Raw genomic sequence first — 25,151 nt, forward strand, 5'->3', positions numbered from 1 at the left:
GTAAGCAAGCAGAAAGGGTACCTCCGTCCAGATCAGAACGGCAGCATCCTCTTCTACGAGAAATATATTTCGAACTATTTAAAGGAACAGTGAATATAACGAGCGTTCCCCTATGTATGACGTCAGCCCTAACACAACAAAAAAAGGTTTTACCTTCATCTTATACGAAAAGGCTCGGATTTAAAAACGTTTCCGCATATTTCCCTAAAGTTTGCAGGGACATTTATTAGGTAAGCGCATACGAGCAGCCGTATATATGTTATTAGTGAGATAATTTTACATTATTTTTTGATATCCGTATTTATTGCCAGTCTCGCCTTCTTTAATCATGCACTCAGCCTAAGACCATATGACCGGAAGGTCATTTATTTTCGAAATCGCGTCTTAAGCAAACCTAATCCGGGTATATTCTATTAAGGACTAAGGACAATCAAACCACTTTTACTCTGGGAGGAACTTCTTATGGATCGTAAGCATCCTTATACTTGGTGGAATGCACTATTCTTTCTAGGCGTCATAGCCGTTAATGTCCTGTCGGTGACACTGCCTATTGCCGGGAATACCACGGGTGAAATTTCAGATAGATATCAAACGTTTTTGACACCTGCAGGTTATGCTTTTTCAATCTGGTCGGTGATCTACCTGCTTCTCGGGGGCTTCGTCATCTATGGATTCCGCTCAGCTCCTTCCTCCGTCCATTCCGTGCAAGCAGCAGGCATATGGTTTATCCTAAGTTGCATCGCTAATATGGGGTGGCTTATCTTATGGCACTATTTATACATCGAGTTATCTCTTGCGGCCATGGTGTTTTTGCTGGCAACTCTAATTGTCATTTACCGCAAAACCCGCAACATCGATAAGCCTACCTCTGGACAAAGGTGGTTCGTCAAGCTTCCTTTCAGTATTTATCTGGGCTGGATCTCAGTAGCAACCCTAGTAAACGTAAGCATAGTTCTGCACAAGAATAATTGGGATGGCTTCAATATCAGTGAATCTACCTGGGCTGTAATCATGCTCTGCGTGGGTATGCTTCTGGCTATTATGGTTAGCTATCCTAACCGGGATCGGGTTTATCCTTTGGTATTCGTCTGGGCGTACATCGCCATTGCGCTGGAGCATAAAGATACAGACAATGTTTTTATAACCGGATGGGTTACTGCGGGGCTGCTGCTTCTTTACAGTATATGGCTGCTTCTTACACCGGGACACAAGCGTTACTTGAGTGAGTGATTTGCGCATCCTAAAGAAAAAAGCCTTTTACTGCACAGCCTGCGACTGACGCAGTTGCAATAAAGGGCCTTTTTCATCTCAATCATTATTTTTTACGGGCAACCGCTTCGATCTCTACTAATCCGTCCTTAGGTAAACGGGCAACTTCAACTGCACTGCGAGCGGGATAGGGTTCTGTAAAAAAAGTGCTGTAAATTTCATTAACCGCCGCGAAATCATTCATGTCCTTTAGGAAGACCGTAGTCTTCACCACATGCTCGAGAGAAGCCCCTGCTTCCTCCAGAATAGCCTTCACATTGTTAAGTGCCTGACGGGCCTGCTCCTGCACACCCTCTGCCAAATCTCCTGTTTCTGGATTCATGCCTAGCTGCCCGGAGGTGTATACCCAATTCCCCGCTGCAATAGCTTGGCTGTAGGGGCCGATCGCACCTGGTGCATTTGTTGTGGCAATCTGTTTTTTACTCATTTACGTTACTCCTCCCAGCAATTTTATTCCCTTATTGTAAGTCCTGATCTTTAGTTAATGCAAACCTATCGTTCTATACCTAGAACGTGAATAACCTCGTTATTGTATACATGCATGCCTCGTGTTCCGACATTTGCGATGTTGATCATTGCCTGAGCCACAGTTCCGGCTTGGATTGCCCGGTATTGAGCAGCCTTGCCGACCAGGAGGAAACCAAATACCCTCATGAGCTTTGCAGCTACTTGCTCTCCCAGCCTGAACTCTTGCCGCTGACCCAGCAGGAGCGACGGACGGAATATATGGAGACCTTGAAACTCCAAAGCACCCAGTTCTTCCTCCATACGCCCTTTGGTTCGGCTGTAAAAATTACGGGATTTCGAGCTTGATCCCATGGAAGAGACAACCAAGAATTGCTTGACTTGATGTTTCTTGGCAAGAGCCGCTGCCTGCAGTGGATAATGAAGATCCACACGTTCGAAATTGCTCCGAGATCCTGCCTTCTTGATCGTTGTTCCCAGACAACAAAAGATAGCCGACACCTCGGTAAACAGGTTCTCATGCCGATCCAGCTCATCCCAATTAATAACGAATTGCTTCAGGTGGGGATGATTCTGATCCAGGGGATGACGAACCAACACTCTGACCTCGTCCCAGATCCCGCTTCTTAATAAACTCTCCGTAACCTGGGTACCCACGAGTCCGGTTGCCCCCAGTACCATTGCAATTCTTGTCATTAGAACGGTCTCTCCTTCAGTCTAGGTTCTATTCATCCTTCAGGATGCGTCTTCCCAGCAGTAAAGCCAACGCAAGCATCAGTACTCCGACGATTATCTGCATCCCATACACTTGGGTCCAATGCGGCCAATTCTCGATCCAGCCATAAATCTGACCTCCAATAAGAGGCCCGAAGAACGATGATAGACCTGTGAGGGCCGCAAACATCGCCATATACATCGGCCGTTCCTTCTTAGGCGTATCACCGATAATAAAGTTGAAGGCCAACTGATTAAAGCCGCCAATACCTACGCCAAACACAATATGCGCAGTAAACAATACTAATAACATCGGCAGGACAGATAGCAGTCCCCATATCAGAGAAGAAGCAGCTATTATGGGCAGGGTCCAGAGCAGCAGACGCTTGTTGCTATACCTCGCATTCAGATTACCCCATACATAGAAGCTTCCCATCATAAATATTGTCTGGGATACATTTAGCAATGATAAAGTCTGATAGTTAATATGCAGCAATTGCAGCATGACATACGAATAGAGAGGTACTGTCAAATTCTGCAGCAAAAGCCATGCAGCAAGAAACAGTGTGGACTTCATAAATAACGTATCGTGGAGCGGTTTCTTAAACATCGGCAGGAACTTATTTTCTTCCGACTTCTCGAAATGAGTATCGGGATAAAAGAACAGCACTACAATATTGGTTGCGGCAAAAATCCATACAACTACATACAAAATGAAAAAGCCATGACCTCCGGGGTATCGATCTAGAACAATACCGCCAGCATATAAGACGGCACTACCCAGCGCATTCAGAACCGTATTTCGAATCCCAAAATAACGACCCCGGACACGGGCCGGAACAAGGTCGCTGATAACAGAACTCCAAAGCACAGCTCCGGCTGTATTTGCTATGAAGGCGACGGTGTATAACCCAATAAAAGTAACCACCCATAGATCTTTTGGCAGTATAAAGGGTATCAGTCCTGTAGAGGTCCAAAGTATCCTGTGTACAGCTACACAGGTAACCATAGCCCATTTGCGGCTTGGTAATTTTTGAATTAAAAAGGCAACGCCAATCTGCGCTATATTAACCAGAGTAGTTAAAGCCAACACAAAACCGATTTGGCTTGAAGATGCTCCTAAATATAGAAGAAATCCTGTCAGAAACTGCCCTTGCAGTAGCACCTGAAAGATCGTCGCGGGAACACCTTCCCACGTAGCTACATACAAATTTTTGCGTTGCTTTGAGAATTTACGTAAAGACTTCTGACGGCTGATCAGCGGCCTGCTTCTCATGATGTTCATTAAGGTGATACACTCCTTTGATGCGGCTTTGGCTTCATTCTACTCCGCATCATGCTTATGTCAATATGACATAATAATAAATTTGCTAGGAGTTTATTGGACATTCTCACTTAGGGGTAAATATAACGAGAATAGGCTCCCTTTTCCTTCACTGCTGTTCAAAATGATAAAGCCGCCTAGAAGCCTGGCCAGATCGCGGCTAATGGATAGACCCAGTCCAGTGCCTCCATACTGTCGACTTATTGTCCCATCCGCTTGTTGAAAGGCTTCAAAGATGATCAAGTGCTTATCCTTGGCAATGCCAATCCCGCTATCCTGAACGTCAAATACGATCCAGCGTTTGGGATGCTTGCCTTCATTTCTGATTTCATCCCGTATGTTGAGTGATACCCTACCTGTTTCGGTAAATTTGAAAGCATTAGATAATAAATTTCGCAGAATCTGTTGTACCCGCTGGGGATCAGAACTAAATGATTCCGGTATTTCATCACTCATTGTCACTGAGAACTCCAGGCCCTTCTGACGGGCAACCACACTGAATTGCAAAGAAAGAAGTTCAGGGATTTCACTCACATTGACTTCTTCACTGCTAATTTCTAAGTGCCCCGCTTCTACTTTGGATAAATCCAAAATATCATTAATAAGCTTCATAAGATCATCGCCTGAACGATGAATTATACTTCCATAAAGGATCATTTCATCTCTGCCAAGAGAAGCATCATCTTCTTCTATTAACTGCGACAGATTGATAATGCTATTCAGGGGAGTTCTAAGCTCATGTGACATATTGGCTAAAAACTCTGATTTAAATTGGGATGCCAGCATGAGCTGTTTGGCCCTTTCCTCCAGGACAATCTTGTTCTTATGCAATTCTTCCGTCTGAGTAGAAAGAAGATTGTTAGCCCGTTGGATTTGTAAAGTACGTTGCTGTTCCAAATGAAAGTCCCTGATAATCAATGCGAACAACATACTAAGAATTAATCCGGACGGAAAAGTCACTGGCATAATTTCAGTTATGTACTTCTGAACGGGTATGACTCCAAACAACGTAATATTAATAGAGTTGAACAAATTCACCACGAGAATAATGGTCAATCCCTTACTTATCATAGAATAGGAAGAGCGCCTTACCCAGAAGCTAAGACCAGCACAGACAAAACCCAGTATGAATAAATTAAGCACACCCGCAAATGCGGCCGGATTCACGCCAAGGGTTAGACGCATAAGTCCTGTACCGGCACCAATAAGAATTAGAATAAAGGGCTGCGGGAGGCCAGGGTCGAAATGATTAAGGGCACAAATCTAAGGTCAAAGATAGCATCTTCACCTAGTCTAAAACCGAAGAAAGAGCTGATCCAACCCGCAAATATTGCGAGTATTACCCAGCACACCTGCTTAACCTGTACTGAAGCATATGAAATCGTATGTTTATAAAATAAATTCGCTAAATAAGCCAATGTTATGAGTAATGCGGTATTCACAAAAAATATTTTCAAATAGTCCATAGGTTCACTCCTGCTATGAATACTGAACTCTTTTCTATCTTCATTACCCTATATACTACCATATGGGTACAGGATGGTCATAGCTCTTAAGTTCCACTTTTTGGATGGGAGTAATTATAAATTCTATCTTATTAAAGAGAAGAAAAGCGCAAATCAGATGCGATTTGCGCTTTTCTTCTGCAATATAAACCAAGGTCTCAGCGGAATCCAACCCCTTCGACTGGGATCCTCACTTCTATTTATATCGTTATCAGTAAATAGTGAGGTGTCTACCTCGAGTTCAACCTCTATCTCTGCTTCTATGGGCGGCAGCATATAATACCGGGAATGATAAGTGCAGATAGCGTCTCCTTGCTGGGTAAGTATCCTGTCTCCCTGAATCTCAATAACTCTACCGGTTACCACATGGGACTTGTACATCGACATCGCCTCTCCTTACAATGTAATTTAGCCTACGCGGATATAGCGTCCCTGAGGTTATTTCACTGCCTATTAATCTTTTTAAGCGATCGTATCTTCTATAGTTATATTTACCCGTAGATATAAGACATGAATCCTACTTCAAAACTTGAAACAAAGTCGGATTTTGTCACATATTAGTCTTTAAAATATCTATCTATATATTTTAAAATTTGATATGATTCATATGTTAATAAAATAATAGTTGCGCAAGTGATTGTTTTCACATGAAACCGTGATTATGTATGCTAAAATGCCATGGGATCTGAAAGCTGATGTTTAAAATTTTTAATACCAGATACCCAAAAAAGTCATACACCGTCTACATTGAGGTAAATTGACCTAGATTAAAAGTGACAAATGTCATTTATAAAGTGATTTTTATCACTTCCATTTACTATTAAAATGTTTTACATTTTAATATATATATTTTAAACTAATTTCTTGGAGGTCATACTTAATGAAAAAAGCATCTGTAATCTTGACGAGCGCACTAGCTCTTGGTTTGCTCGCGGGCTGCGGGAACAACACTAACAACGCTCCTGCTGCTACTAACGCTCCTGCAGAAACAAAGGCTCCTGCTGCTAACGCAACTAACGCCGGTACTGAGACTGCTAAATACCAAGATGGAACATACTATGGTACTGCAGAAGCTGATGCAAAGACTGGCTGGCAATCATTCGCAATCTTGACTGTTGAAGGCGGCAAAATCACCAAAGCTGATTGGAATGCATTCAACGTTAACACTGCCGGCGACCTGAAGAAAAAGGTTTCTGAAGACGGTAAATACGGAATGAAAGAAAAAGGCGGAGCTAAAGCAGACTGGCATGAACAAGCAGCTACAGCCGAAGCTTTCCTGATCGAGAAACAAGATCCTGCAGCAATCACATTTAATGCTGAAGGTAAAACTGATGCAGTCTCCGGTGTTTCCATCGGAGTTAACGATTTCGTAGTAGCAGCACAAGCAGCTCTGGCTGCTGGCCCTGCACAAGCCGGCGCTCTTAAAGATGGCGGATACCATGCTGAAGGTGCTGAATTCGATCCAAATAACGGTTTCAAATCAACTGTTGATCTAACTGTTGCTAACGGTAATGTTGTTGCTGCTAAATTCAGCGGCGTGAACAAAGACGGCGTTGACAAACAACAATACTCCGCCGATGGTAAGTACGGCATGAAAGCTGCAGGCGCTCAAGCAGAATGGCATGAGGAAATCGCTAAAGTTCAAGCTTACTATGTTGAGAACAAAGCCACTGCTCCTGCTCTTAACGATGAAGGTAAAACAGACGCTATTTCCGGCGTTTCCATCAGTGTAGGTGAATACTTTACCCTGGCAGAAAAAGCACTCGAAGGCGCGAAGTAATACGCGATCCTCTTGCAGCTAATCAGATGAATGAGGTGAGTTTCTTTTGAAAAAAATAGTCATTTTGGGCGGCGGCTACGGCGGCGTACTAACGGCCAAAAAACTAGCAAAGAAATTTAAGAACAACAAAGAAGTAGAAATCAAGCTGATTGACCGAAATCCATATCACACCCTTTTGACTGAGCTGCATGAGGTTGCCGCGAACCGCGCTCCAGAGGATTCGATCAAGATTGATTTGAAGAAAATTTTTGCAGGTCTTAAAGTGGATGTAGTGCTTGATGAAATCAGCAATATTGATTTCAAAGGCAAAAAGCTGCAATCCGAAAAAGCAACATATGCATATGATTATCTGGTAATCGGTACGGGCAGCAAACCAACATTCTTCGGTATTCCTGGAGCAGAAGAGAACACTTTGTCCTTCTGGTCTTACGATGATGCTGTTGCCCTGAAACGTCAAACCCGTGATATGTTCACTCTGGCAGCCAAGGAAAAGAATGCAGCCGTTCGTCGCTCCATGCTTACCTTTGTCGTTGTTGGCGCCGGCTTTACCGGTGTTGAGTTGATCGGTGAGATGGCTGAATACCGTGAAGATCTTTGCAAAGAGTTCTATATTGATCCATCCGAAGTTCGCTTGATCGTTGCTGATATGGCACCTAAGATTCTGCCGATTCTTCCAGACAAGTTGATTCAGAAAGCTGAATCGTACCTTCGCAAGATGAACGTAGAAATCGTAACCAACGCTAAAATTACAGAAGTAGGCAAAGGCAGTGTTGCCCTCGGTGAGAAGAACGTTGTAGATACGCATACAGTAGTTTGGACCGCAGGTGTTGAAGGTTCCGAAATCGTCGGCACTCTTGATGTTCAACAACAAGGCCGTAAACGTATCGTTACCAACGAACATCTTGAAAGTGTGGACCACAAGAACGTATACGTTGTAGGGGATAACATTTTCTTCATTCCTGAAGGCGAAACACGTCCTGTACCTCAAATGGTTGAAAATGCTGAGCAAGCAGCTCCTGTGATTGCTGCCAACATCACTGCAGACATCAACGGTACGCCTAAAAAAGCATACAAACCAGGCTTCCACGGAACAATGGTATCTATCGGTAGCCGCTACGGTGTAGCAAACGTTGGTTTGCCAGGCAAGTTCTTCATGCTTACCGGATTCATGGCTATGTTGTCTAAACACTTTATCAATATGTTCTACCTGTCCCAAGTTGTTGGCTTTAACAAAGTATGGACTTACATGATGCACGAGTTCTTCCATGTTGAGAACCGCAAGAGTTTTGTGGGCGGCTACTTCTCCAAGCGTTCACCTAACTTCTGGCTCGTTCCGCTACGTATGCTGCTCGGTGGGATGTGGGTCTATGAAGGTGTCGACAAGCTCAAAAAAATCTGGGAAGATCCCGATAAGATTTTCCTGATTCCAGCCGCTCCTAATGCAACAGATGCAGCTTCGGCAGCAAGTCAAGCAGTGGATGCTGTAAAAGAAACGGTAGACGCTCAATCAGCAGCTTCAGCAGTTACAACTGCCAAAGAAGCAGTTGAAGCCCTTCCAGTTCCAGGTTTTATATACGATACTACTAACTGGTTCATGGATCTGATGTTCTACAACCCAGATGGAACTTACACTTTCTTGGCCAAATGGTTCCAACTTGGTATGGTATGTGCAGAAATCGTCTTCGGTATTATGCTTATCGTTGGTCTGTTCTCTGCTATCGCCTCTATTGCCACAATTGGTATGGCTGTAATGATCTGGTCTACAAAAATGGCATCCACAGAGATGTTATGGTACGTAGCTGCAGCTATTGCCTGCATCGGTGGATCCGGAAGTGTGTTCGGCCTAGATTACTATGTCCTTCCTTGGCTTAAGAAACATTGGAAGAAGATTCCTCTGGTCAGACGTTGGTATCTCTACACTGACTGACGGTAATAATCTTTCATACCCTCTTTGCACCATTATATAAACAAGATATGTAGATCGTATGTGCTTTTCCATAAAAATTAATATAGTTTTTTCTAGAGTAATGTGTCCTCCGGGGCACATTACTCTCCTTATTTAAAGAGTGGTTTTGTAGGGATGATCAGGGGATGGTTGCTCCAGCAAAACCGACAAGAAGGAGAGAATCTTGTGAACAGTCAACTCATGGAAGATAGCTTCCGGTTGCTTCAGGCGGATATGTCACCGATCGCCGGGATTCAGCTTCAGCTCTCTCCGGCGGAATGTGAGCGTCTGCTTCCGGTACTGGAACGCTATAATGTAGATGAATGCCGCAGAGCTCCATTACTGGGCATATACATCATATTGACATTGGCTGCACAGCGCCATATGGAATGCACTCCGCATCATCCCAACCTGATCCGAAATATATTGGATGGAGATTATTTGTATAGCTTTTATCTTCAGTTTGCGGTGAAATACCGGGAGCTGGACCTGGTTGCTTATTTAGCTCCTTCTATTAAAAAAATGCAAATTAGACGGTCAAATGGGAACTTAGCGGAAGAGAATCTGGCTTCTGGAATGGAACAATTCCTGATACAAGAGCGCAGGCAGCAAAGCCGCACAAGCAAAGCCATTTGACGGGTGGGATAAATAGATGAAATTGCACGAAGCCTTGAATATAGACCTTGGAGAAATTGACCGTGAGATCGAACAACTAGTGACTCGGGATAAAGATGTGCCTAAGCACTCTCAGCTATCCAGCAGTATCCTCGAGCTCATTGGTTCCGGCGGCAAACGTCTTCGACCGCTTATGGTTATCGTTGGCAGCCGATTTGGCAGGAAGACCTCCGGCCGCCGTACTATACAACTAGCCGCTGCTGCCGAATTTATACATGTTGCTTCACTAGTCCATGACGATATCATTGATTCTGCAGAGCTACGGCGTGGCCAACCTGCGCTGCATACCAAGACTGGCATTACTTCTGCTGTTCATATCGGTAATTATATGTCCGCACGGGTGATTGAGCTCTTAAGTAAATACACCTCAGACAAAGACAGATATGTACATGATTTATCAGCTGTCGCTACCGCTCAGCTATGTCTCGGGGAATATCAACAAATGGAGCTTGCCTACAATTACGACATTTCGATGGAGCAATACCTCGAGAAATCTCGTAACAAAACAGCCCTGCTGATGGCTACCTGCCTACGAGTCGGTGCTTTGTCCTCTGACAGCACAGAAGAAGTTGCTAAACTGTTGTATGCCTTTGGAGAAGCCTTAGGAATGTCTTTTCAAATCCAGGATGACCTATTGGACTTCACGCAGTCTGAGGCGGTACTCGGTAAGCCTGCGGGCAGCGACCTTCGGCATGGTCAGGTTACCCTGCCTGTGCTTTATGCATTGCAGGACCCGGCGCTGGAAGCTGTCATCCGTAAGATTGGCCCCGATTCGACCGAATCTGAGGTAGCCTATGTGCTAGAGCTTATTAAATTTAGCGAAGCCTTATCACGGGCTGAAGAGATCAGCCAGGACTACCTCGATCAAGCCGCATCCATCATACAACAGCTTTCCGCCTATCCGGCGCATGTTGACTTGGAAACATTGCTGCAATATTTTGCAGCACGTGATCGATAAATGCCAGTCCACATACCTGCTGATACCAAAAACACGGATACCGCCCATTAAATGAGCTGGAATCCGTGTTTTTGTGTATAGGGTATCCCCTGGAATAACTATTCTTAAAGCACTAAACATCAGCACATAGACTTTTTAGATGAGTATTGATTAAGAAGTCCATCCAATACGATAGATTGTTTGATAACCTCGGGATGTGTTAAGAGGCCATACCTTTGCTGAGTTTTATACAGTTTTTGTCTAGCTCTCTCCACACGAAGTAAAGTCACATCCTGATTTCTCTCCATGGTACAACCCCCTTATGTCATATATTAGAACATATCGTCTAAAAATGGAGATTACCATAAAGTGCAACTCCAAAAATGACTAAATCTGTATAGAAAAAGACGCCCCCCGGTTAATCAGGGAACGCCCACATTCATAGTATATGGTTTTCTTTTTCAAAATGAATACAGTTTGCTCTTTAGCCCCCAGCACCATGAGTCATAGGCTGAAGAATATCCGTTGGAATGCTAATAGACAAATCCCCTGCGGTAAATAGGACAAGCAAAATACTACCTGCTGCTAGCAATAAAGCAATCTTTCTCTTCATTGTTCCTTTGCACCTCGCTAATTAGATTTGAATACGTTCTCTTATATTCCGGACGAGCTACCTCAAGGTATTTTTCAAACAATCCCACACATCTCACAATATTGGAATTACTCCTAATTTTAACACAAGATTCCAAACTTTCTAGTAGATAATTTAAGCCTATATCAATTTTTTTTGCAGCCAAATGATAGATTGCTAGTTCCATAAGGAACCGAATATACCTGTCGGACGTTAATTGCTGATTAAACTCTCCCAGCCGACTATGTTGTGCTTTGTAGGATAGGTAGCTATCGAATCGCAGAAGAATAGGATCTACGTTGAACTTGTGGCGGTTAGCTGCCTGCATAATTTTAAACAGCGCAGGAAAGATTTCATCTTCCCGTGACTCCACATAATGGAGATAATCAGGCAGCACCTCTACTTGTCCGTCCATCAGGCGATACAGATAAGTATTTGCTTTTGCCCATTCCTTAAACTGTTCCATAACCCTTTGTTCACCTTCATTGGCTGGCGTCTTTATCCAACTCATATCCGAATACAATCTAGCATAATACAAAGCCTTTTCGTAATTGCCGCTTTCATCATAAACCAATGACCTTAGTAATTGAGAATATAAGATGTAATATATGTATGGGCGTACTGGGTGCTTTTGGAGATGATCTCTCTTCCAGAACTTGTATTGAGCAGACGCCTTTTTCTCTAATTCCTGAGCCAATTCATTAACCTTATCCCAACGATGCAGCGAACTAAACACATCAGCTAAGTGCTTAAGTGCATCCAGCTGTTCTGCTTCATCCAGCCGTTCCACAAAAGGCTCAAACCGATCGGCTAGTCGAAGATTTGCATCCTGGCACTGGCCTAAGGAAATTATAAACAAGCGGTATTGGCATACTGCCAAACGTTCAGAATGCTGGAATTTCTCCGCTTCGGATACACTCTCATACAGCAATGTTGCTGCAGCTCGTCGGCCTAGCCTTAATAATTCCTCTGCTGTATTAAAAAGCATGGACGAATACATAAGATTATCCATGATATGCTGAACTATTCTCTGAATAGAGTCGAGCTTGTCCAGTTCCGCACATCGATGCAGCAAAGGCCCAATCCGCCGCCAGTCCGGAGATCCCTCAATGATATAATTATCTATATACATATCATAATAATAGCCCTCAGAATGCCCCATTCCCTTAGTGATTTGATCCAACTGATGCATCGCTATAGGGCGATGTCCGTGAAGTAAATTACTAAGTGTTCCAGAATGAAGACCAGATCGCTCCGCAAATTGGGCTAGTGTTAGCGATTCTCTTTTTAAGTAGTTTTCTAGCTCTGCTAGGATCGTAGATGTAGGTTCCAAAACACAACCCCTCCCATACTTAAAATCCAAAAATAGGATAACATTCCCATTAATCTTTATTATACAAAATACCAGTGGTTAATAACATACATAGGACGAAAATTCTAATTTTCTCCTAATAGAATCAATTGCATAATTCCAAGACCTTGTTATGCTTGAGTTTTTAAGGCATAAAAAAAGGAGTACCTCCCCAAATTTCGAAGTGTTAAGTACCACTACAAAACACCGAAAGAGGAAGAAACTCCAGACGTATAGTATTGAACAAGAAAGTCTGTTGCAATCCCTTTTTATTCGAATCGCAGAACGTATACCGACGATTAAAGATTTATGGAAACGTTTGAAACGAAGTATCGAATTCAGCACAGATTGCGGTTTTAGTGGTTCCGATCGCATTCCAAGTGAAGCTTCTTACACCCGGTTAATCCAAAAGCTCTAAACATCTCAGGTTTTTCAGCGATCGCAATGGATGCCACTCACGTTGAAGCTAGGGACCGCCAGCCAGAGAAGAAAAAACACGCATCTGTTAACTTTTTTTCTCTAACTAGCGTAAATAGCGAACGAAGCATAGCTCGTAAGAAAAGATAAATGGCATCCAGACACCAATCAAATAACAACTCGGAGGAATAAAATGCGAAAAGTTGATCGGTTTATCCTGCTACTTCTGGCGGTTACCCCCCTTTTAATAGTGGCAAATATCGCCTTAGCTCAAAATTACTCTGCCAGTCTTGTTGAGAATAGCGAAGGTATAGGAATTTCAAATTCAATCGCTTCCCTCTTAATTAGAGAGGATGGTTGGTCTGTGGAATCGTTTAAACAGGCCTATCATTTATCAGCAATTCTAGTGATCCTGACTTCACTGCTCAACTTAGTTCTCATCATCTACCGCCTTATAACTTCAAACACACGAAAGGCTACCCTAGGTTAAAGGGTAGCCTTTTGTGTGTATTTTTTTAAAAAGCAAGGAAGGAAGAAAAGCAACATCACGCTTTTCTTCCTCCTACCCTCCCACGTTGGGTAGGCATGGTTGTCTTTTGTTGTTAGCTAAGGGAAGGTTGGGGCGGAACGCAGAGGAATTTTTGGAACTGGAGAAGCGTAGCGTTCGCCTTTATCGTTGGATTTCAACCGCATAGGCGGTTCCAATCAAGAAATCCAAGGATAACAGCGATCGGAAGTCCAAACATTCCGCGCAGTGACGTTCACCCAACCACCCGCTCCCTAGCTGACATAAAAATAATCAACCAGCGTACACAACAATATAACGATACTGATCACCTGATTCAAATTATAAGAAGCCACCTTCATCATGCGACGATTCGAGGGCTTAATAATTTTATGTTCCGTCATCAAGAGCAGCGTAGCCACACCAATTCCCACTAGGTACATCCACCCAAGATCACGCCATACATACAAGAAAAGCAGCAGCGTAACCATAATGAAATGCAGACCTTTCGATATACGAAGAGCATTCTCCAATCCAAAAAAGCTTGGTATGGACCACAGTCCGTGCCGCCGATCAAACTCAATATCCTGTGTACCATAGATAATATCGAAGCCTGCTATCCAGAGCATCACTACCGTCCCGATAACAAATGGTGTAAACGCGATATTACCCGTTACGGCAAACCATGCTCCAATGGGTGCTGAGGCGATAACAAAACCTAAGTAGAGATGGCTGAGAAAGGTAAACCGCTTCGTATAGGAATAAGAAGATATCAGGACTATAGCTATCGGTGACAGCAGCAGACAGAGCAGGTTCAACATTCCTGATGCAACTATAAACAGTGCGTAATTGATAATGATAAATAGAATAACTTCTTTTTCAGCAACCATTCGCTGCGGCAGGTGACGATGTGCCGTACGTGGATTTTGTCCGTCAAAAGTACGGTCCACAAGCCGGTTAAACGCATTGGCACCGTTCCGGGCACCGATTAAGGCAATAAGACCCCAGAGCATGAGATGACCTGAAGGCCATCCCCCTGCTGCCCACACCATCGAAATGATGGCAAACGGCAGTGAAAAAAGGGTGTGTGAGAACATCACCAGATCACTGAACAATTTTAGCTTAAGAGCTGTATTTTTAAAGACATTTACTATAGCCATAACTTTATCCTCTTTCTTAATTGCTGAATGCTTCCAACAGCACTTCATTCAGTGCAGCCAACATTCCATCAATATCGTCCTCTGTAATGATGAGAGGAGGCTGGAAAGCCAACACATTGCGATCCACACCGTTTTTACCGATTAGGTATCCGCGGTCCTTCATTAATTCCAGTACATCATCCGTTATTGCTGCCTTGCCGGCGGCATCTGCACCTACTAATTCCGCTCCCAGCATCAGTCCCGTCCCACGTACATCGGAAATCCACTCAGGGTATTGTTCCTGAAGAGATTTCAGCCCTTCTTTAAGCTTACCGCCAAGCCGCTCGGCTCGCTGTGGAAGCTGTTCCGCACGAATAAAGTCTAGCACAGCCAGCGCTGTAGCCGCCGATACCGGATTACCGCCAAAAGTAGAAGCCGAGGGACGATTTAGGGACAATGCAATCTCATCTGTAGTTGCAAATGCTGCAACCGGAACCCCGTTGCCGAGCGCTTTTGCCATACTCACGATATCGGGAACTACATCAAAATGCTCCATAGCAAACATTACGCCTGTACGGCCAAAGCCGGTCTGAATCTCATCCGCAATGAGCAATACTCCATATTGATCCAGCAGAGCCTTAACCTCACGGAAGTACCACGACACGGGCATAATCATACCGCCGTTACCTTGAATCGGTTCTGCAATCATTGCGGCAATGGTGTCACCCTTCTCTCTTAGAACCTGCTCCAGATCCTTAAGAGAACGTGTTGCAGCCTCTTCCATGGTTAGCTCCGGGTGGTAAGGGCGGCTAATGAAATACACATCTTCATCCAAAAAGGCATCGGTACGCCACATAGGGAGTCCGGTTACGCTCATTGTAAGATTGGTACGTCCATGTAATCCGCTCTCCAAGGCAATAAAGCCTTTACGTCCCGTATGCATTCTAGCCAGCAGCAGTGCGCCCTCATTCGCCTCAGAGCCGCTATTCACGAAGAAGCTGCGCCGTAGGTTGCCTGGTAAGATTTCCTCAAGCCGCTCGGCTAAATCCACACTAGGCTGCGTTAAGTAAACCGTGGTTGTATGCTGCAACTGCTGCAACTGTTCGATCGTCCGTGCAGTAATGATTGGATTGCAGTGACCGCAGGCTACCACAGATACTCCGGCAAAAAAGTCCGTATAGGCCTTATCATTTTCATCGTAAACAAACTGCATAGATCCGCGTACTATTTGAGGCGCATTCCGATAAAAGTGCTGTGTGCAAGGGTAGAAATATTGCTTGCGCTTAGCCGCTACCGCTTCTCTGCCGATGGCTTTTACTTGTTCCATGAAAGATTCCCTCTCTTTCTATTGCTCCCACACGAGCCTAAAAAAACTAATTAAATTGCAAGGACCCTAACGTATAACCCGCATAAACCGGTTTCATTCCACCCAGCAGGTCCTCTTTATCATCCGTGCCCTTAATTTTATGTTGGTAAGTTCTTATAACTTCCCGCAGCTGTTCTTCACTATAGGTAGATCCCTCAATACGGTAGCAGGAAATCCCAATTGCCGTCATCTCATCCAACATCGGTAAATAACAAAGCTCTTTAGCAAACAATAGGTGACATCGACCATGCTGATCACGATATACCGGGTTTTCACCTTTATCCGTCATAAGAACCAGTACATCATTGCTGACATAACGATTGTCTTCTTGACCAATAGGCTCCATAACTTCGGTATTCTCAAACAAATCATGATCCATATACATGAGTGCTGGCGTACCGTGAACGATAACTTCCAGCGGGAGTTGGCTGCGGGAGGTGAAGGATGCAAAGTGCTCCAGCGTCATTTCCGGTGATACGGTAAGTCTCGAAAGTCCAAGTCCAGCATACAGGCCGGCAGACAGACCATTATAAATATTAAGATTGGCATCGCCAACCAAAGGATAACCCGAAGATTTATAGCGGCGAATGGCGCCCAGATTCGTTACCAGCAATCCGTCAATTGGCAACCGTCCCCCGCCAAGAAGCTGGTCATATTGGTCAAAATCAAGCTCCATCATCATCCGCGGCAAACCCAAATATAGCTTAGTCTGTCCTTTGATCAAGCCAAGTTCTTCCACATCACGCTTCGTAAACGGCCGGTCCGGCTCGAATACATCGCCAGATAGATATAAGTGCTCTACGCCCAGCTCCAAGGCCACCCGTGCTTGGTTCATGTTATTGACACGTACGGCAAGCTCCGGCTTAGCTGTTGTTGGCCGTTTCTCTACAGACAAACGTTCCCGCAGCTCCATTACACGCTCTTCCGATAACTCCCGTTCAGCAGTCGGTGTACTGAATACTTTCCCCGTACTATAAAACTTACCTGTACCTTCATACCGGCGGTTAATATTAGTGAGCCCAGGCTTCCCGAAAGCATAGGCTGTTGAAAAGTCGCGCTTACGGTTTTTGTGCAGGATCTTGGAATCTACTGTACGGTCAAACCCTATCGGATCCTCAATATATCGATCAATGGCTTCGCCATAGCTGTTCGCTAGCATGACAACGAAATCCTTATCATGCATCCGTCCCTCAATTTTGAAGGAAGTGATACCGGACTGGATCAGCTCCGGAAGATGCTCATACATAAACATATCTTTAACAGCAAGCGGATATTCTGTTGGGAACACAAAGCCGTCCTTCTTGATCCGGTAATCCCAGCGGCATGGCTTCATACATTTACCCCTGTTACTGCTCATGCCGAATACCTGAGAACTGAAGTAACAGTTCGCGCCGTGCACGGAGCACATATCTCCATGAATGAAGTATTCCAATTCCATTCCGCTCTGCTGTCCCAGCAGCTTGGCAGTCTGCAAGTCCATTTCACGGGAGGTAACCACTCTGCTTACACCCAAATCCCGCAGAGCATAAATCATTTCTAAGTTGTGCACATTCATCATGACTGATGCATGTATAGGTACAGTAAGGCCCATCTCGCGTATCAATTCCAGCACTGCCATATCCTGAACAATTAAGGCATCCGGTCCGGCTTGATCGAGAAAACGCAGATATTCTCTAGCCTCCTCCACGTCCTCTTCACTGAACAGGTTATTAACGGTGACATATACCTTTTTGCCCAGACCGTGAGCGATAGCAAGCGCCTCGACAATCTCTTCATGCGACAGGTTATAGCCCTTGCGCATCATTCTCATATTAAGTACAGGCCCACCGAAGTAGACCGCATCACAAGCCGATTGAATAACCTCTTTAAAAATATCAAATGTCCCTACCGGTACAAGCAGTTCGATCTCTTTGCCATTAAAATAACGTGCCATTCCTTTTCCTCCTAAATAACGGTCCTCTAATTTACAGTATTGCTACAGCCAACCCCATCACGATAAACATACAAATAAAAACAGTATCTGCAAAACCCCAACTTAAGCGGTGGTACCGGGTACGCGGCGCATCCATGCGGAAGCCCCGAGCTTCCATGGAATACACTAAATCCTGCGCACGGCGAAAAGCACTGGAAATGACAGGCACGAGCAGCGAGACAAGCATCCGCGCTTTTTCCTTCAAGGGCAGCTCTGCCAGATCCGCACCGCGCGAGGCTTGTGCCTTCATAATAATCTGCGATTCATCCAGAATGGTAGGAATGAAGCGCAAGGCAATACCAATCATCAAGGTAAGTCTGTCCGGAGACATCCCGATCTTTTTGAGCGGTGAAAGAATGCCCTCAAGCCCCTGATTCAGCTTACCCGGTGTCGTTGTAAAGGTCAGCAGCGCTGTAAAAGAGACGAGAAAGAGCATTCGGATCACTGAAAATGCACCCAAACGCAGTCCCTCCTGATGCAGCGAGAATGACCCGAGGGTAAGCCATACCTCTCCCTCTTTAATGGACAGCACCTGAACAATAAAGATAAATAACATCAGGTAACGCAGCGGTTTCGCAGCTTTCACAAAATACTTAAGCGGAATTCTCGTGGAAGCCATTATTGAAATGGAGAACACTGCGAGCAGCGCCATTGTCTGCCAGGAATGGGAGAGCAAAATAACAGCAACATATAATAGCATTCCGATAATTTTTCCGCGTGCATCCAGCTTGTGTACCCATGACCCCGTCTCAATAGTACGCCCCAGCAACAGTTTCTCGCTACTCATGGATATCCCCCTTTTCAATCCCCGTGTGGGATATCTCAGATGACAAGGAAGCGATACATTCTGCAAGTGCCTTCGGTGTCAATCGGGGAACCTCGCCCTCCAGATGGAAACGATCTGCAAGTGCCCGCCAGTAACGGAGAGATTGCGGTATTGCCAGTCCGCAGCGCTCCAGAATGGTAGGATCGGAGGCCAACTCCTGAACACTTCCCTGAAAAGCAGCTTGCCCTTCCTTAAGCACAATCCAGCTGTCCGCAATAGGAAGCAGTTCATCCATTCGGTGTGTCACTATAATGATAGTCCGCCCTTGTTCCCGGCAGAGACGTTCCAGCAAAGAAATAAGCTCTGCGCGGCTAACAGGATCCAGTGTGGCCGTAGGCTCATCGAGCACAACAATTTCCGGGTCCATAGCCAATACAGAAGCAATGGCCGCCTTGCGCATTTGCCCTCCGCTCAAGCGGAACGGATTGCGTTCGAGCAGCTCCAAATCGAGGCCCATAGCTACCATTGCTTTACGCGCGCGCTCCTTGGCTTCTTCCAGACTCATCCCGAAATTAAGGGGCCCGAAGCATAGATCCTTCTCCACCGTTTCTTCAAACATTTGCTGTTCCGGAAATTGGAAGACGAGGCCCACACGACGCCGCAGCGCCATCAGCTTAGGAGATTTCTCTCCCGCCTGAAGAGTTACATCAAGCACTTTCACGGTTCCCTCCGTAGGCTTCAGAATCCCATTGAACAGTTGAAGCAGCGTAGACTTACCGGAACCGGTCGCACCTGCAATGCCGACTATGGAACCCTGCGGAATCGTAAGGTCAATGTTATGTAGTGCAGTCTGCTTCCATAGACTTCGGTCGGAGTATACATAGCTCACTTGCTGTAGTTCTATGGCCATAGCTTCTCTATAAGCTCCTTTTCACTGGCAGGCACGCCAGTATTTATGCCAGCCTTTTGCAATTCACGGGCCAACTGCCAAGAAAAAGGCATACGTAAGTTACATTTATCCAGCAGGTCATCATTGCTGAACAGCTCGGCAGGCGTCATATCCGCTGCAAGTCTGCCTCCGCACAGCGCCAGTACACGGTCTGAGGCCAATATCTCATCCGCATCATGGGTAATCATAAGGATTGTATAATTGCCCTCCGCACACACACGCTGCAGAATATCCAACAGCTCATTTCGGCTTCCTTCATCCAACATAGAAGAGGCCTCGTCGAAGATGACGATGCCTGGCTCCATAGCAAGAATGGAAGCTATAGCTACACGTTGCTTCTGTCCTCCGGATAATTCACCCGGATGCTTGTCCAGCAGGTGAGCGATTCCTAGCTTGTCGGTATATACTTGTAAACGGCGTCCCATTTCGGTAGGCTCCAGACATAGACCTTCAAGACCGAATAAAATATCTTCCTCTACGGTTGCACCAATAAACTGGTTGTCCGGATTCTGAAATACCATTCCTATATTTTGTCGGATCGCCCCGATATTTTCTTCATTTAGTTGCAGTCCGCAAACTACGATTTCTCCGCCACTCTTAGGCAACAGTGCATTCAACAACTTAACGAGTGTTGACTTACCGCATCCGTTTGCACCGACCAGGCTAACCCATTGCCCCTGAGGTATGGAGAGAGAGATATCTTGAAAAATGAGCTGTTTCGGATCGTACCCAAACGATACCCCGCTTAAAGTAATAACTGCAGGTTGTTCTTCTGCTTCGGAATTCTGTAATCTATTCGTTTCAATCATGTTAGTCTTCCTCCCGCCGCTTTAGGCCGTTCTATCCAGGAACTCTTCAAACAGCGATATTTTGGACAGAGAATCCACCAGATACCGAACTGCAAATCCTACGGCAATCCCAGTTACCACTCCAGTGATGAGCAGCAGCGGCAAGTAGTATAGAATACTTGATGAAGAAAATACGACAGATGCTGCCAAGAGTTGTCCTATATTATGCGCCAGACCTCCGGCAATACTGATACCTATCAGACTGAATTTCTTGCGGCCAAATCGTACCATCAGGAACATTATAAGAAAACTGAGCAAGGAGCCGCATAGACTGAAGAGCAAACTTGAGAAAGTACCAAGTAGAAAGGCGGTAAGCAAAGTCTTCAGAATAACCAGCAGGAGAGCATCCCGTCCGCGTAAAAAGTAAATACAAGTTAAAATCATGATATTAGCAAATCCAAGCTTAGCGCCGGGCATCAGCCCCATTCCAACCAAGGGAATCTGGGCCTCCAAAATACCCAGCACTACAGCTACTGCAGAAAAAATGGCTATAATTACAGTTCTTTTCAGCGCTGTGGCTGACTCACTACTGGACATAGGCATCTATTTCGTCCTCCCCCGAAGCACTTGCGATTTCTACTAAAACCCGATGCGGCAGACAAACAATAGTCTGCTTAGGCAGAGTAATAAATCCGAAACCGAGGCATACCTTGTCGGGACAGTCGGCGTCGTACATTTCAATACCATAATCATGTACCTTTATAATGTTGTAACCACGGTCTGTACGAATATCAATCGTTTGATTTTCTTTAGTAAGCTTGATTGTTCGATATTGCTTGCCGTCTACTGTTATATTGGCCACAAGGTTTTTACCTGGTCCGCCCTTATCATTGCTGGAAAACCATCTCGGCGCCATAAAAGCAAGAGCAGCAACCAAAACGATGGAAATCAGCAGCACATCCCCACGTTTCATAAAATTCTCCCTTATTTTTTAATTAAAAACCAGACTTATTAATTATAACGGTCTGCTGTCAATCCTTCAATAAATGTAGTCGTTTATTGTCACTTTTAGAGACCAGTTCACAAAATAGGCACCTAACTATAAAGTGTCCAACCCAAATAAGGATTTTCAAGAAATATTAGGATAAAATTTAGGCCAAAACATGATCTTCCGATTTGTTCCGCGCTTCTTCTATGTTCACTTTGTACTCTTTACCATTACCTAAGTAGGAAAGGAATAAACCGGCAAATTCAGGGTCCCATTGACTTCCTTTACCCTGCTCCAAAATATCCAGCGCCCGGTCGTGATCCATCCCCTTTCGGTAAGGCCGATCTGAAGTCATGGCATCATAAGCATCCGCAACTGCGATAATTCGCCCATACAACGGGATTGATAAACCAGCCAAGCCATCCGGGTATCCTTTTCCATCGTAGCGTTCGTGATGCGATCTTACCCCGCTGAGATACGGAGCCATCTTCTCTGCCGGCTCTATCTGGCGCAGTATATTCTCACCTTGCACAGGATGGCTCTTAATCTGATCAAACTCTTCATCCGTTAGCTTCCCATCCTTGAACAGAACACTGTCTCTAACACCGATTTTGCCGATATCATGCAGCAGTGCGGATTTGCGTAAATTATCGAGCGTCTTCCCGGACAGACCGGCTAATTGCCCAATGATAACGGAATACTCCGCCACACGCAGCGAATGGCCCGCCGTATATGGATCTCTTGCATCCAGCGCAACAGCGAGTGTGGTAAAATAACTGTCCAGCAATTGGGGATTATAGCTGAACTTGTAAGAAAGAATTCAATCAGCGCATGCATGCAGGCGATCAGAACCGCGCCGGCCACTCCGAGTCCCAGATAGAAATAAGGAAGATTAACAAGCCCGGATCGGATCATCCATACGGTAATCAGAACCGCCGGCACACTCAGTCCGAGCAAGTGAGGGCCAATAATACGATATACCGCCTTCTTGGGCAACTGATGGGTATGATAATAGGCCATTTCTAGAACGGCGAGTTTCGGTTTCGGTTCTTTTAGAGCGATACGAATAAGCCTGATATGACTCATAAATACTGCGATTTCCACTACGGCCATAATGACAAAGGAAATACTCATGCCAACCATAAGCCTCAGGTATTCAGGGGCCGTAATTTCCAGTGAGGAGAATAGAATCAAACTTCCTACAGCTAATACTGCAACAGCTGATCCGAATAAGTAATTACGAATTTGCTTTCTAAGAAATGCGGCATATAAATTCATTCGTCCCCTCGTTTCCAGCCCTACCAGCTTTAACTACTTGCATTCGTCTCTAATATATGTTATATTCATATAATATTTGATTTCCCCTATATCTGTTCCTACTTAAGAAAATGATAACCGATGGGTTACTGTAATATAGTTATCGGCAATTCTGACACATAATCTTACGTTTTCTTTGCAGGAATCTCCTTTTTATGAGACTAAATTCACACATAGCATCCGATTCACACTGGCGCGGTCACGGAACCGCAAGGACAAAAGAGAGGTAGGGCTTTTGTCGTATTGGAAGGATTATCTCGCCACAGTGCTGGTGGAAATAACAGGGAATTATACGACCCGTACTTACGAACGGCGGGAAATTAAATATACATGAACACAACCGACCTTTGTTAAAGGACGGTAAAGTGTGTGGAAACATATAAGCGCCCGATAACCGCTACTTGCGGATATCGGGCGCTGTCTACGTTCAGGGGCTATTTACATATACTTTGTTACAAAGTTTGTCACTCGACTTACATAACCAGTCTTATCTCTATCATAGGAGGTTCCGTGTCCGGCACCATGCACGATGAATTGCTCCTTGGGACTGCGACAAGCCTCGTACAACTCATTCATCATACTAAAGGGTACAAAGGTATCTGCGTCTCCATGAATGAATAGAATGGGCACCTTTGCTTTTTGTACCTGTTTTAATGCAGAGGCCTCACCAAAGAAGTAGCCTGCCTTTAGCCGGGTCACCAGACTGGCGCTGTTCACAAAAGGAAAGCCGGGCAAACGATACATACGCCGCAGCTGATAAGACAATTGAGCTTTAACGGAAGTATAGGCGCAATCCGACACGATGACCTTTACCTGCGGCGGCAGGTCTTCTCCGGAGGTCATCAGCACCGTTGCTCCGCCCATAGATACTCCGTGGAGGACAATTTTCGACTCGGGACCCATCTCGCCAATGAGATGCCTTATCCATTGCAGATAGTCACGGCGTTCATGCCAACCAAAGCCGATATAATTCCCCTCGCTCTCCCCATGACCTCTAGCGTCAGGAATTAGAACGTTATAACCCAAGAGCTCAGCGTATATTTTGGCGTAGGCCCCCATATCCTTACCTTTTCCGGAATAACCATGTGCAATAATTGCCGTGCGGCCCTCGGCACTGCTGGAAGGGATCATATAGGCACGAAGCTTCAAGCCGTCAACAGATAAGATCTCCACGTTCTGAATCTTCTGGCTGGATACCCAATTCTGCCCCTCCCCCCAAGAAGCCCCGGCAACCGGAGGATTAGCCTTCAAATCACGATTCGTACTTAAAAACACCTTCGGTGCCCGCCTAATAGCAATCTTGTAAAAAAAGAATCCGCTATATGCCACTACCCCGGCTATAACTATAATAATTAACCATCCGATCAAACTCCACACAGTTGTTGTCACCCTTCTGTTTAAAATTCCAAAGCAGTAGTTCTGAGTAGTTCTGACTAGAAAATAGTATAACATGTAGTCCGCGATCACTAAAAATCCGCAAAAAAAACCCAGTGCTGTCCATAAAGAACAGTACTGGGTTCAAGGAGAGAACTATTAAAAAGGTTAGAACTGATAAATTTATAAAAGCTGGATCCACCCGATCATGGATACCCATAAAGGAATACTTAGGAATACGCCAAATACCAACCCACGACGGAAATTTCCTTCATATTTCATTTTACGTCCTTCTTCCCCTAAGTAGATAGTAACAATTTGCTTATTTCAATTTTAATATAAACTATCCTTCCCTTTTCTTGTGTGAAATATGTCACAATTATCCTTATGTTTAGAAATACCATTGATTATTTTTTGATTACCGGGGTAGAATAGGAATATACGTTCCCATTTATCGAAAGGGTGGATAGCTATGCAGAGGGCTGGAAGTACAGAAAATATACTGGTTAAATCATATGTTCTTCTCCCACTCATTTTATCCGCTTTCGAGCGTGATGCAGGGCTTATATCCACCCATTTGCGGACACCTGCCCCATATTTGGATATGCTTAATGCAGCTGCGTCTGCAGCCACTGGAGATTTAAGGGATATACGACATGAAATGAGGAGATTAGGAGTTAAGGTATATGACCAACAACGCCTTAAGACCGGAATTGAAGCCAAATTCATCTGCCGGGGCTATCATGATCGAATGCTACTTCTCTACGATATGATTGCCGCGCAAGCTGCTATACATATGAGGAGATACCTTGGGATGGATATATCGGCTTTTAAGAGCTATGAAGAACAGTATTGGATTAAGCCGGGAGCAGGAGAAGGAGAAGGAGATTAGCTCTAAGATCTCCTTGAATGTCTACGATTTCAACCAATCCTCCAGGTCTTGATTCAAAGCCGATCAATGACTTCCAACGCGT

Annotated in this window: 24 protein-coding genes and 2 pseudogenes; 8 read left to right on the forward strand and 18 right to left on the reverse strand. The window is 44.8% G+C overall.

Going from position 1 to position 25,151, the window contains the following annotated elements; translation table 11 throughout:
* Window positions 1-462: 462 nt before the first annotated feature.
* Window positions 463-1,230, forward strand: a complete 768-nt coding sequence (locus PWYN_RS09255; protein WP_036650594.1) for a tryptophan-rich sensory protein — start codon at window positions 463-465, stop codon at window positions 1,228-1,230.
* Between the two features lie 85 nt (window positions 1,231-1,315).
* On the opposite strand, the gene PWYN_RS09260 is transcribed toward PWYN_RS09255, so the two are convergent.
* The 6 genes from PWYN_RS09260 to PWYN_RS09280 form a co-directional block, all read right to left on the reverse strand.
* On the reverse strand, window positions 1,316-1,696 hold the full coding sequence (locus tag PWYN_RS09260; RefSeq protein WP_036650595.1) for a RidA family protein: 381 nt from the start codon (window positions 1,694-1,696) through the stop codon (window positions 1,316-1,318).
* Window positions 1,697-1,761: 65 nt separating this feature from the next.
* A complete protein-coding gene (locus PWYN_RS09265) occupies window positions 1,762-2,430 on the reverse strand; it encodes an NAD(P)H-binding protein (RefSeq protein ID WP_036650597.1) in 669 nt (222 codons plus the stop codon).
* 28 nt (window positions 2,431-2,458) lie between these two features.
* Window positions 2,459-3,733, reverse strand: coding sequence for an MFS transporter (locus PWYN_RS09270; protein WP_084146664.1), 1,275 nt, complete (start codon window positions 3,731-3,733; stop codon window positions 2,459-2,461).
* 93 nt (window positions 3,734-3,826) lie between these two features.
* The gene (locus tag PWYN_RS09275; protein WP_338049180.1) at window positions 3,827-4,843 is read right to left on the reverse strand and encodes a sensor histidine kinase; all 1,017 of its coding nucleotides are present in this window, start codon (window positions 4,841-4,843) and stop codon (window positions 3,827-3,829) included.
* Between the two features lie 140 nt (window positions 4,844-4,983).
* Window positions 4,984-5,238, reverse strand: a complete 255-nt coding sequence (locus PWYN_RS30430) for a hypothetical protein (RefSeq protein ID WP_338049181.1) — start codon at window positions 5,236-5,238, stop codon at window positions 4,984-4,986.
* 153 nt (window positions 5,239-5,391) lie between these two features.
* Entirely contained in the window at window positions 5,392-5,658 is a 267-nt protein-coding gene (locus PWYN_RS09280) for a hypothetical protein (protein WP_036650599.1), read from the reverse strand.
* A gap of 499 nt (window positions 5,659-6,157) precedes the next feature.
* On the opposite strand from PWYN_RS09280, the gene PWYN_RS09285 reads away from it, so the two are divergent.
* The 4 genes from PWYN_RS09285 to PWYN_RS09300 all read left to right on the forward strand — a co-directional run bounded on the left by PWYN_RS09285 (window position 6,158) and on the right by PWYN_RS09300 (window position 10,635).
* Window positions 6,158-7,057: a hypothetical protein gene (locus tag PWYN_RS09285; protein ID WP_036650601.1), complete on the forward strand. Its 900-nt coding sequence runs from the start codon at window positions 6,158-6,160 to the stop codon at window positions 7,055-7,057.
* 46 nt (window positions 7,058-7,103) lie between these two features.
* Window positions 7,104-8,984, forward strand: a complete 1,881-nt coding sequence (locus PWYN_RS09290) for an FAD-dependent oxidoreductase (protein WP_036650603.1) — start codon at window positions 7,104-7,106, stop codon at window positions 8,982-8,984.
* A 204-nt stretch (window positions 8,985-9,188) separates the two neighbouring features.
* A complete protein-coding gene (locus PWYN_RS09295) occupies window positions 9,189-9,638 on the forward strand; it encodes a hypothetical protein (RefSeq protein WP_036653608.1) in 450 nt (149 codons plus the stop codon).
* Window positions 9,639-9,654: 16 nt separating this feature from the next.
* Complete coding sequence (locus tag PWYN_RS09300) at window positions 9,655-10,635, forward strand: polyprenyl synthetase family protein (protein ID WP_036650605.1); 981 nt, start codon at window positions 9,655-9,657, stop codon at window positions 10,633-10,635.
* Between the two features lie 119 nt (window positions 10,636-10,754).
* Here PWYN_RS09300 and PWYN_RS28645 read toward each other — a convergent pair whose 3' ends face one another.
* Together PWYN_RS28645 and PWYN_RS09305 are read right to left on the reverse strand one after the other, a co-directional pair.
* Window positions 10,755-10,922, reverse strand: a complete 168-nt coding sequence (locus tag PWYN_RS28645; RefSeq protein WP_084146665.1) for an aspartyl-phosphate phosphatase Spo0E family protein — start codon at window positions 10,920-10,922, stop codon at window positions 10,755-10,757.
* Between the two features lie 267 nt (window positions 10,923-11,189).
* Window positions 11,190-12,578: a helix-turn-helix domain-containing protein gene (locus PWYN_RS09305; protein ID WP_036650606.1), complete on the reverse strand. Its 1,389-nt coding sequence runs from the start codon at window positions 12,576-12,578 to the stop codon at window positions 11,190-11,192.
* A 268-nt stretch (window positions 12,579-12,846) separates the two neighbouring features.
* Between PWYN_RS09305 and PWYN_RS29180 the strand changes: the two are divergent.
* Together PWYN_RS29180 and PWYN_RS09310 are read left to right on the forward strand one after the other, a co-directional pair.
* Window positions 12,847-13,091: pseudogene (locus PWYN_RS29180) on the forward strand (IS5/IS1182 family transposase); the annotation flags it as partial.
* Window positions 13,092-13,206: 115 nt separating this feature from the next.
* Complete coding sequence (locus tag PWYN_RS09310) at window positions 13,207-13,503, forward strand: hypothetical protein (RefSeq protein ID WP_052087861.1); 297 nt, start codon at window positions 13,207-13,209, stop codon at window positions 13,501-13,503.
* Window positions 13,504-13,793: 290 nt separating this feature from the next.
* On the opposite strand, the gene PWYN_RS09315 is transcribed toward PWYN_RS09310, so the two are convergent.
* The 10 genes and pseudogenes from PWYN_RS09315 to PWYN_RS09360 form a co-directional block, all read right to left on the reverse strand.
* The gene (locus tag PWYN_RS09315) at window positions 13,794-14,678 is read right to left on the reverse strand and encodes a UbiA-like polyprenyltransferase (RefSeq protein ID WP_052087862.1); all 885 of its coding nucleotides are present in this window, start codon (window positions 14,676-14,678) and stop codon (window positions 13,794-13,796) included.
* A gap of 16 nt (window positions 14,679-14,694) precedes the next feature.
* A complete protein-coding gene (locus PWYN_RS09320) occupies window positions 14,695-15,984 on the reverse strand; it encodes an aspartate aminotransferase family protein (protein WP_036650607.1) in 1,290 nt (429 codons plus the stop codon).
* Between the two features lie 46 nt (window positions 15,985-16,030).
* On the reverse strand, window positions 16,031-17,956 hold the full coding sequence (locus PWYN_RS09325; RefSeq protein WP_036650609.1) for a peptidase U32 family protein: 1,926 nt from the start codon (window positions 17,954-17,956) through the stop codon (window positions 16,031-16,033).
* A gap of 31 nt (window positions 17,957-17,987) precedes the next feature.
* On the reverse strand, window positions 17,988-18,782 hold the full coding sequence (locus PWYN_RS09330; RefSeq protein WP_036650612.1) for an energy-coupling factor transporter transmembrane component T family protein: 795 nt from the start codon (window positions 18,780-18,782) through the stop codon (window positions 17,988-17,990).
* Window positions 18,775-19,671, reverse strand: coding sequence for an energy-coupling factor transporter ATPase (locus PWYN_RS09335; protein WP_036650614.1), 897 nt, complete (start codon window positions 19,669-19,671; stop codon window positions 18,775-18,777). The genes PWYN_RS09330 and PWYN_RS09335 overlap by 8 nt, the downstream gene beginning before the upstream one ends.
* Window positions 19,662-20,519 (reverse strand): ATP-binding cassette domain-containing protein, encoded by an 858-nt coding sequence (locus PWYN_RS29185; RefSeq protein ID WP_052087863.1) that lies wholly within the window; start codon window positions 20,517-20,519, stop codon window positions 19,662-19,664. Before PWYN_RS29185 ends, PWYN_RS09335 begins: the two co-directional genes overlap by 10 nt.
* Window positions 20,520-20,540: 21 nt before the next feature.
* Complete coding sequence (locus tag PWYN_RS29190) at window positions 20,541-21,101, reverse strand: Gx transporter family protein (RefSeq protein WP_036650622.1); 561 nt, start codon at window positions 21,099-21,101, stop codon at window positions 20,541-20,543.
* A complete protein-coding gene (locus PWYN_RS09350; RefSeq protein ID WP_036650625.1) occupies window positions 21,085-21,471 on the reverse strand; it encodes a NusG domain II-containing protein in 387 nt (128 codons plus the stop codon). Before PWYN_RS09350 ends, PWYN_RS29190 begins: the two co-directional genes overlap by 17 nt.
* Before the next feature lie 178 nt (window positions 21,472-21,649).
* Window positions 21,650-22,764 (reverse strand): annotated as a pseudogene (locus tag PWYN_RS30640) (HD-GYP domain-containing protein).
* A 477-nt stretch (window positions 22,765-23,241) separates the two neighbouring features.
* A complete protein-coding gene (locus PWYN_RS09360) occupies window positions 23,242-24,180 on the reverse strand; it encodes an alpha/beta hydrolase (protein WP_036650626.1) in 939 nt (312 codons plus the stop codon).
* 469 nt (window positions 24,181-24,649) lie between these two features.
* Between PWYN_RS09360 and PWYN_RS09365 the strand changes: the two genes are divergently transcribed.
* A complete protein-coding gene (locus PWYN_RS09365) occupies window positions 24,650-25,069 on the forward strand; it encodes a YhjD family protein (RefSeq protein WP_052087866.1) in 420 nt (139 codons plus the stop codon).
* The last annotated feature ends 82 nt before the right edge of the window (window positions 25,070-25,151 follow it).

It is taken from the genome of Paenibacillus wynnii (assembly GCF_000757885.1).
Lineage (GTDB): Bacteria > Bacillota > Bacilli > Paenibacillales > Paenibacillaceae > Paenibacillus_AQ > Paenibacillus_AQ wynnii.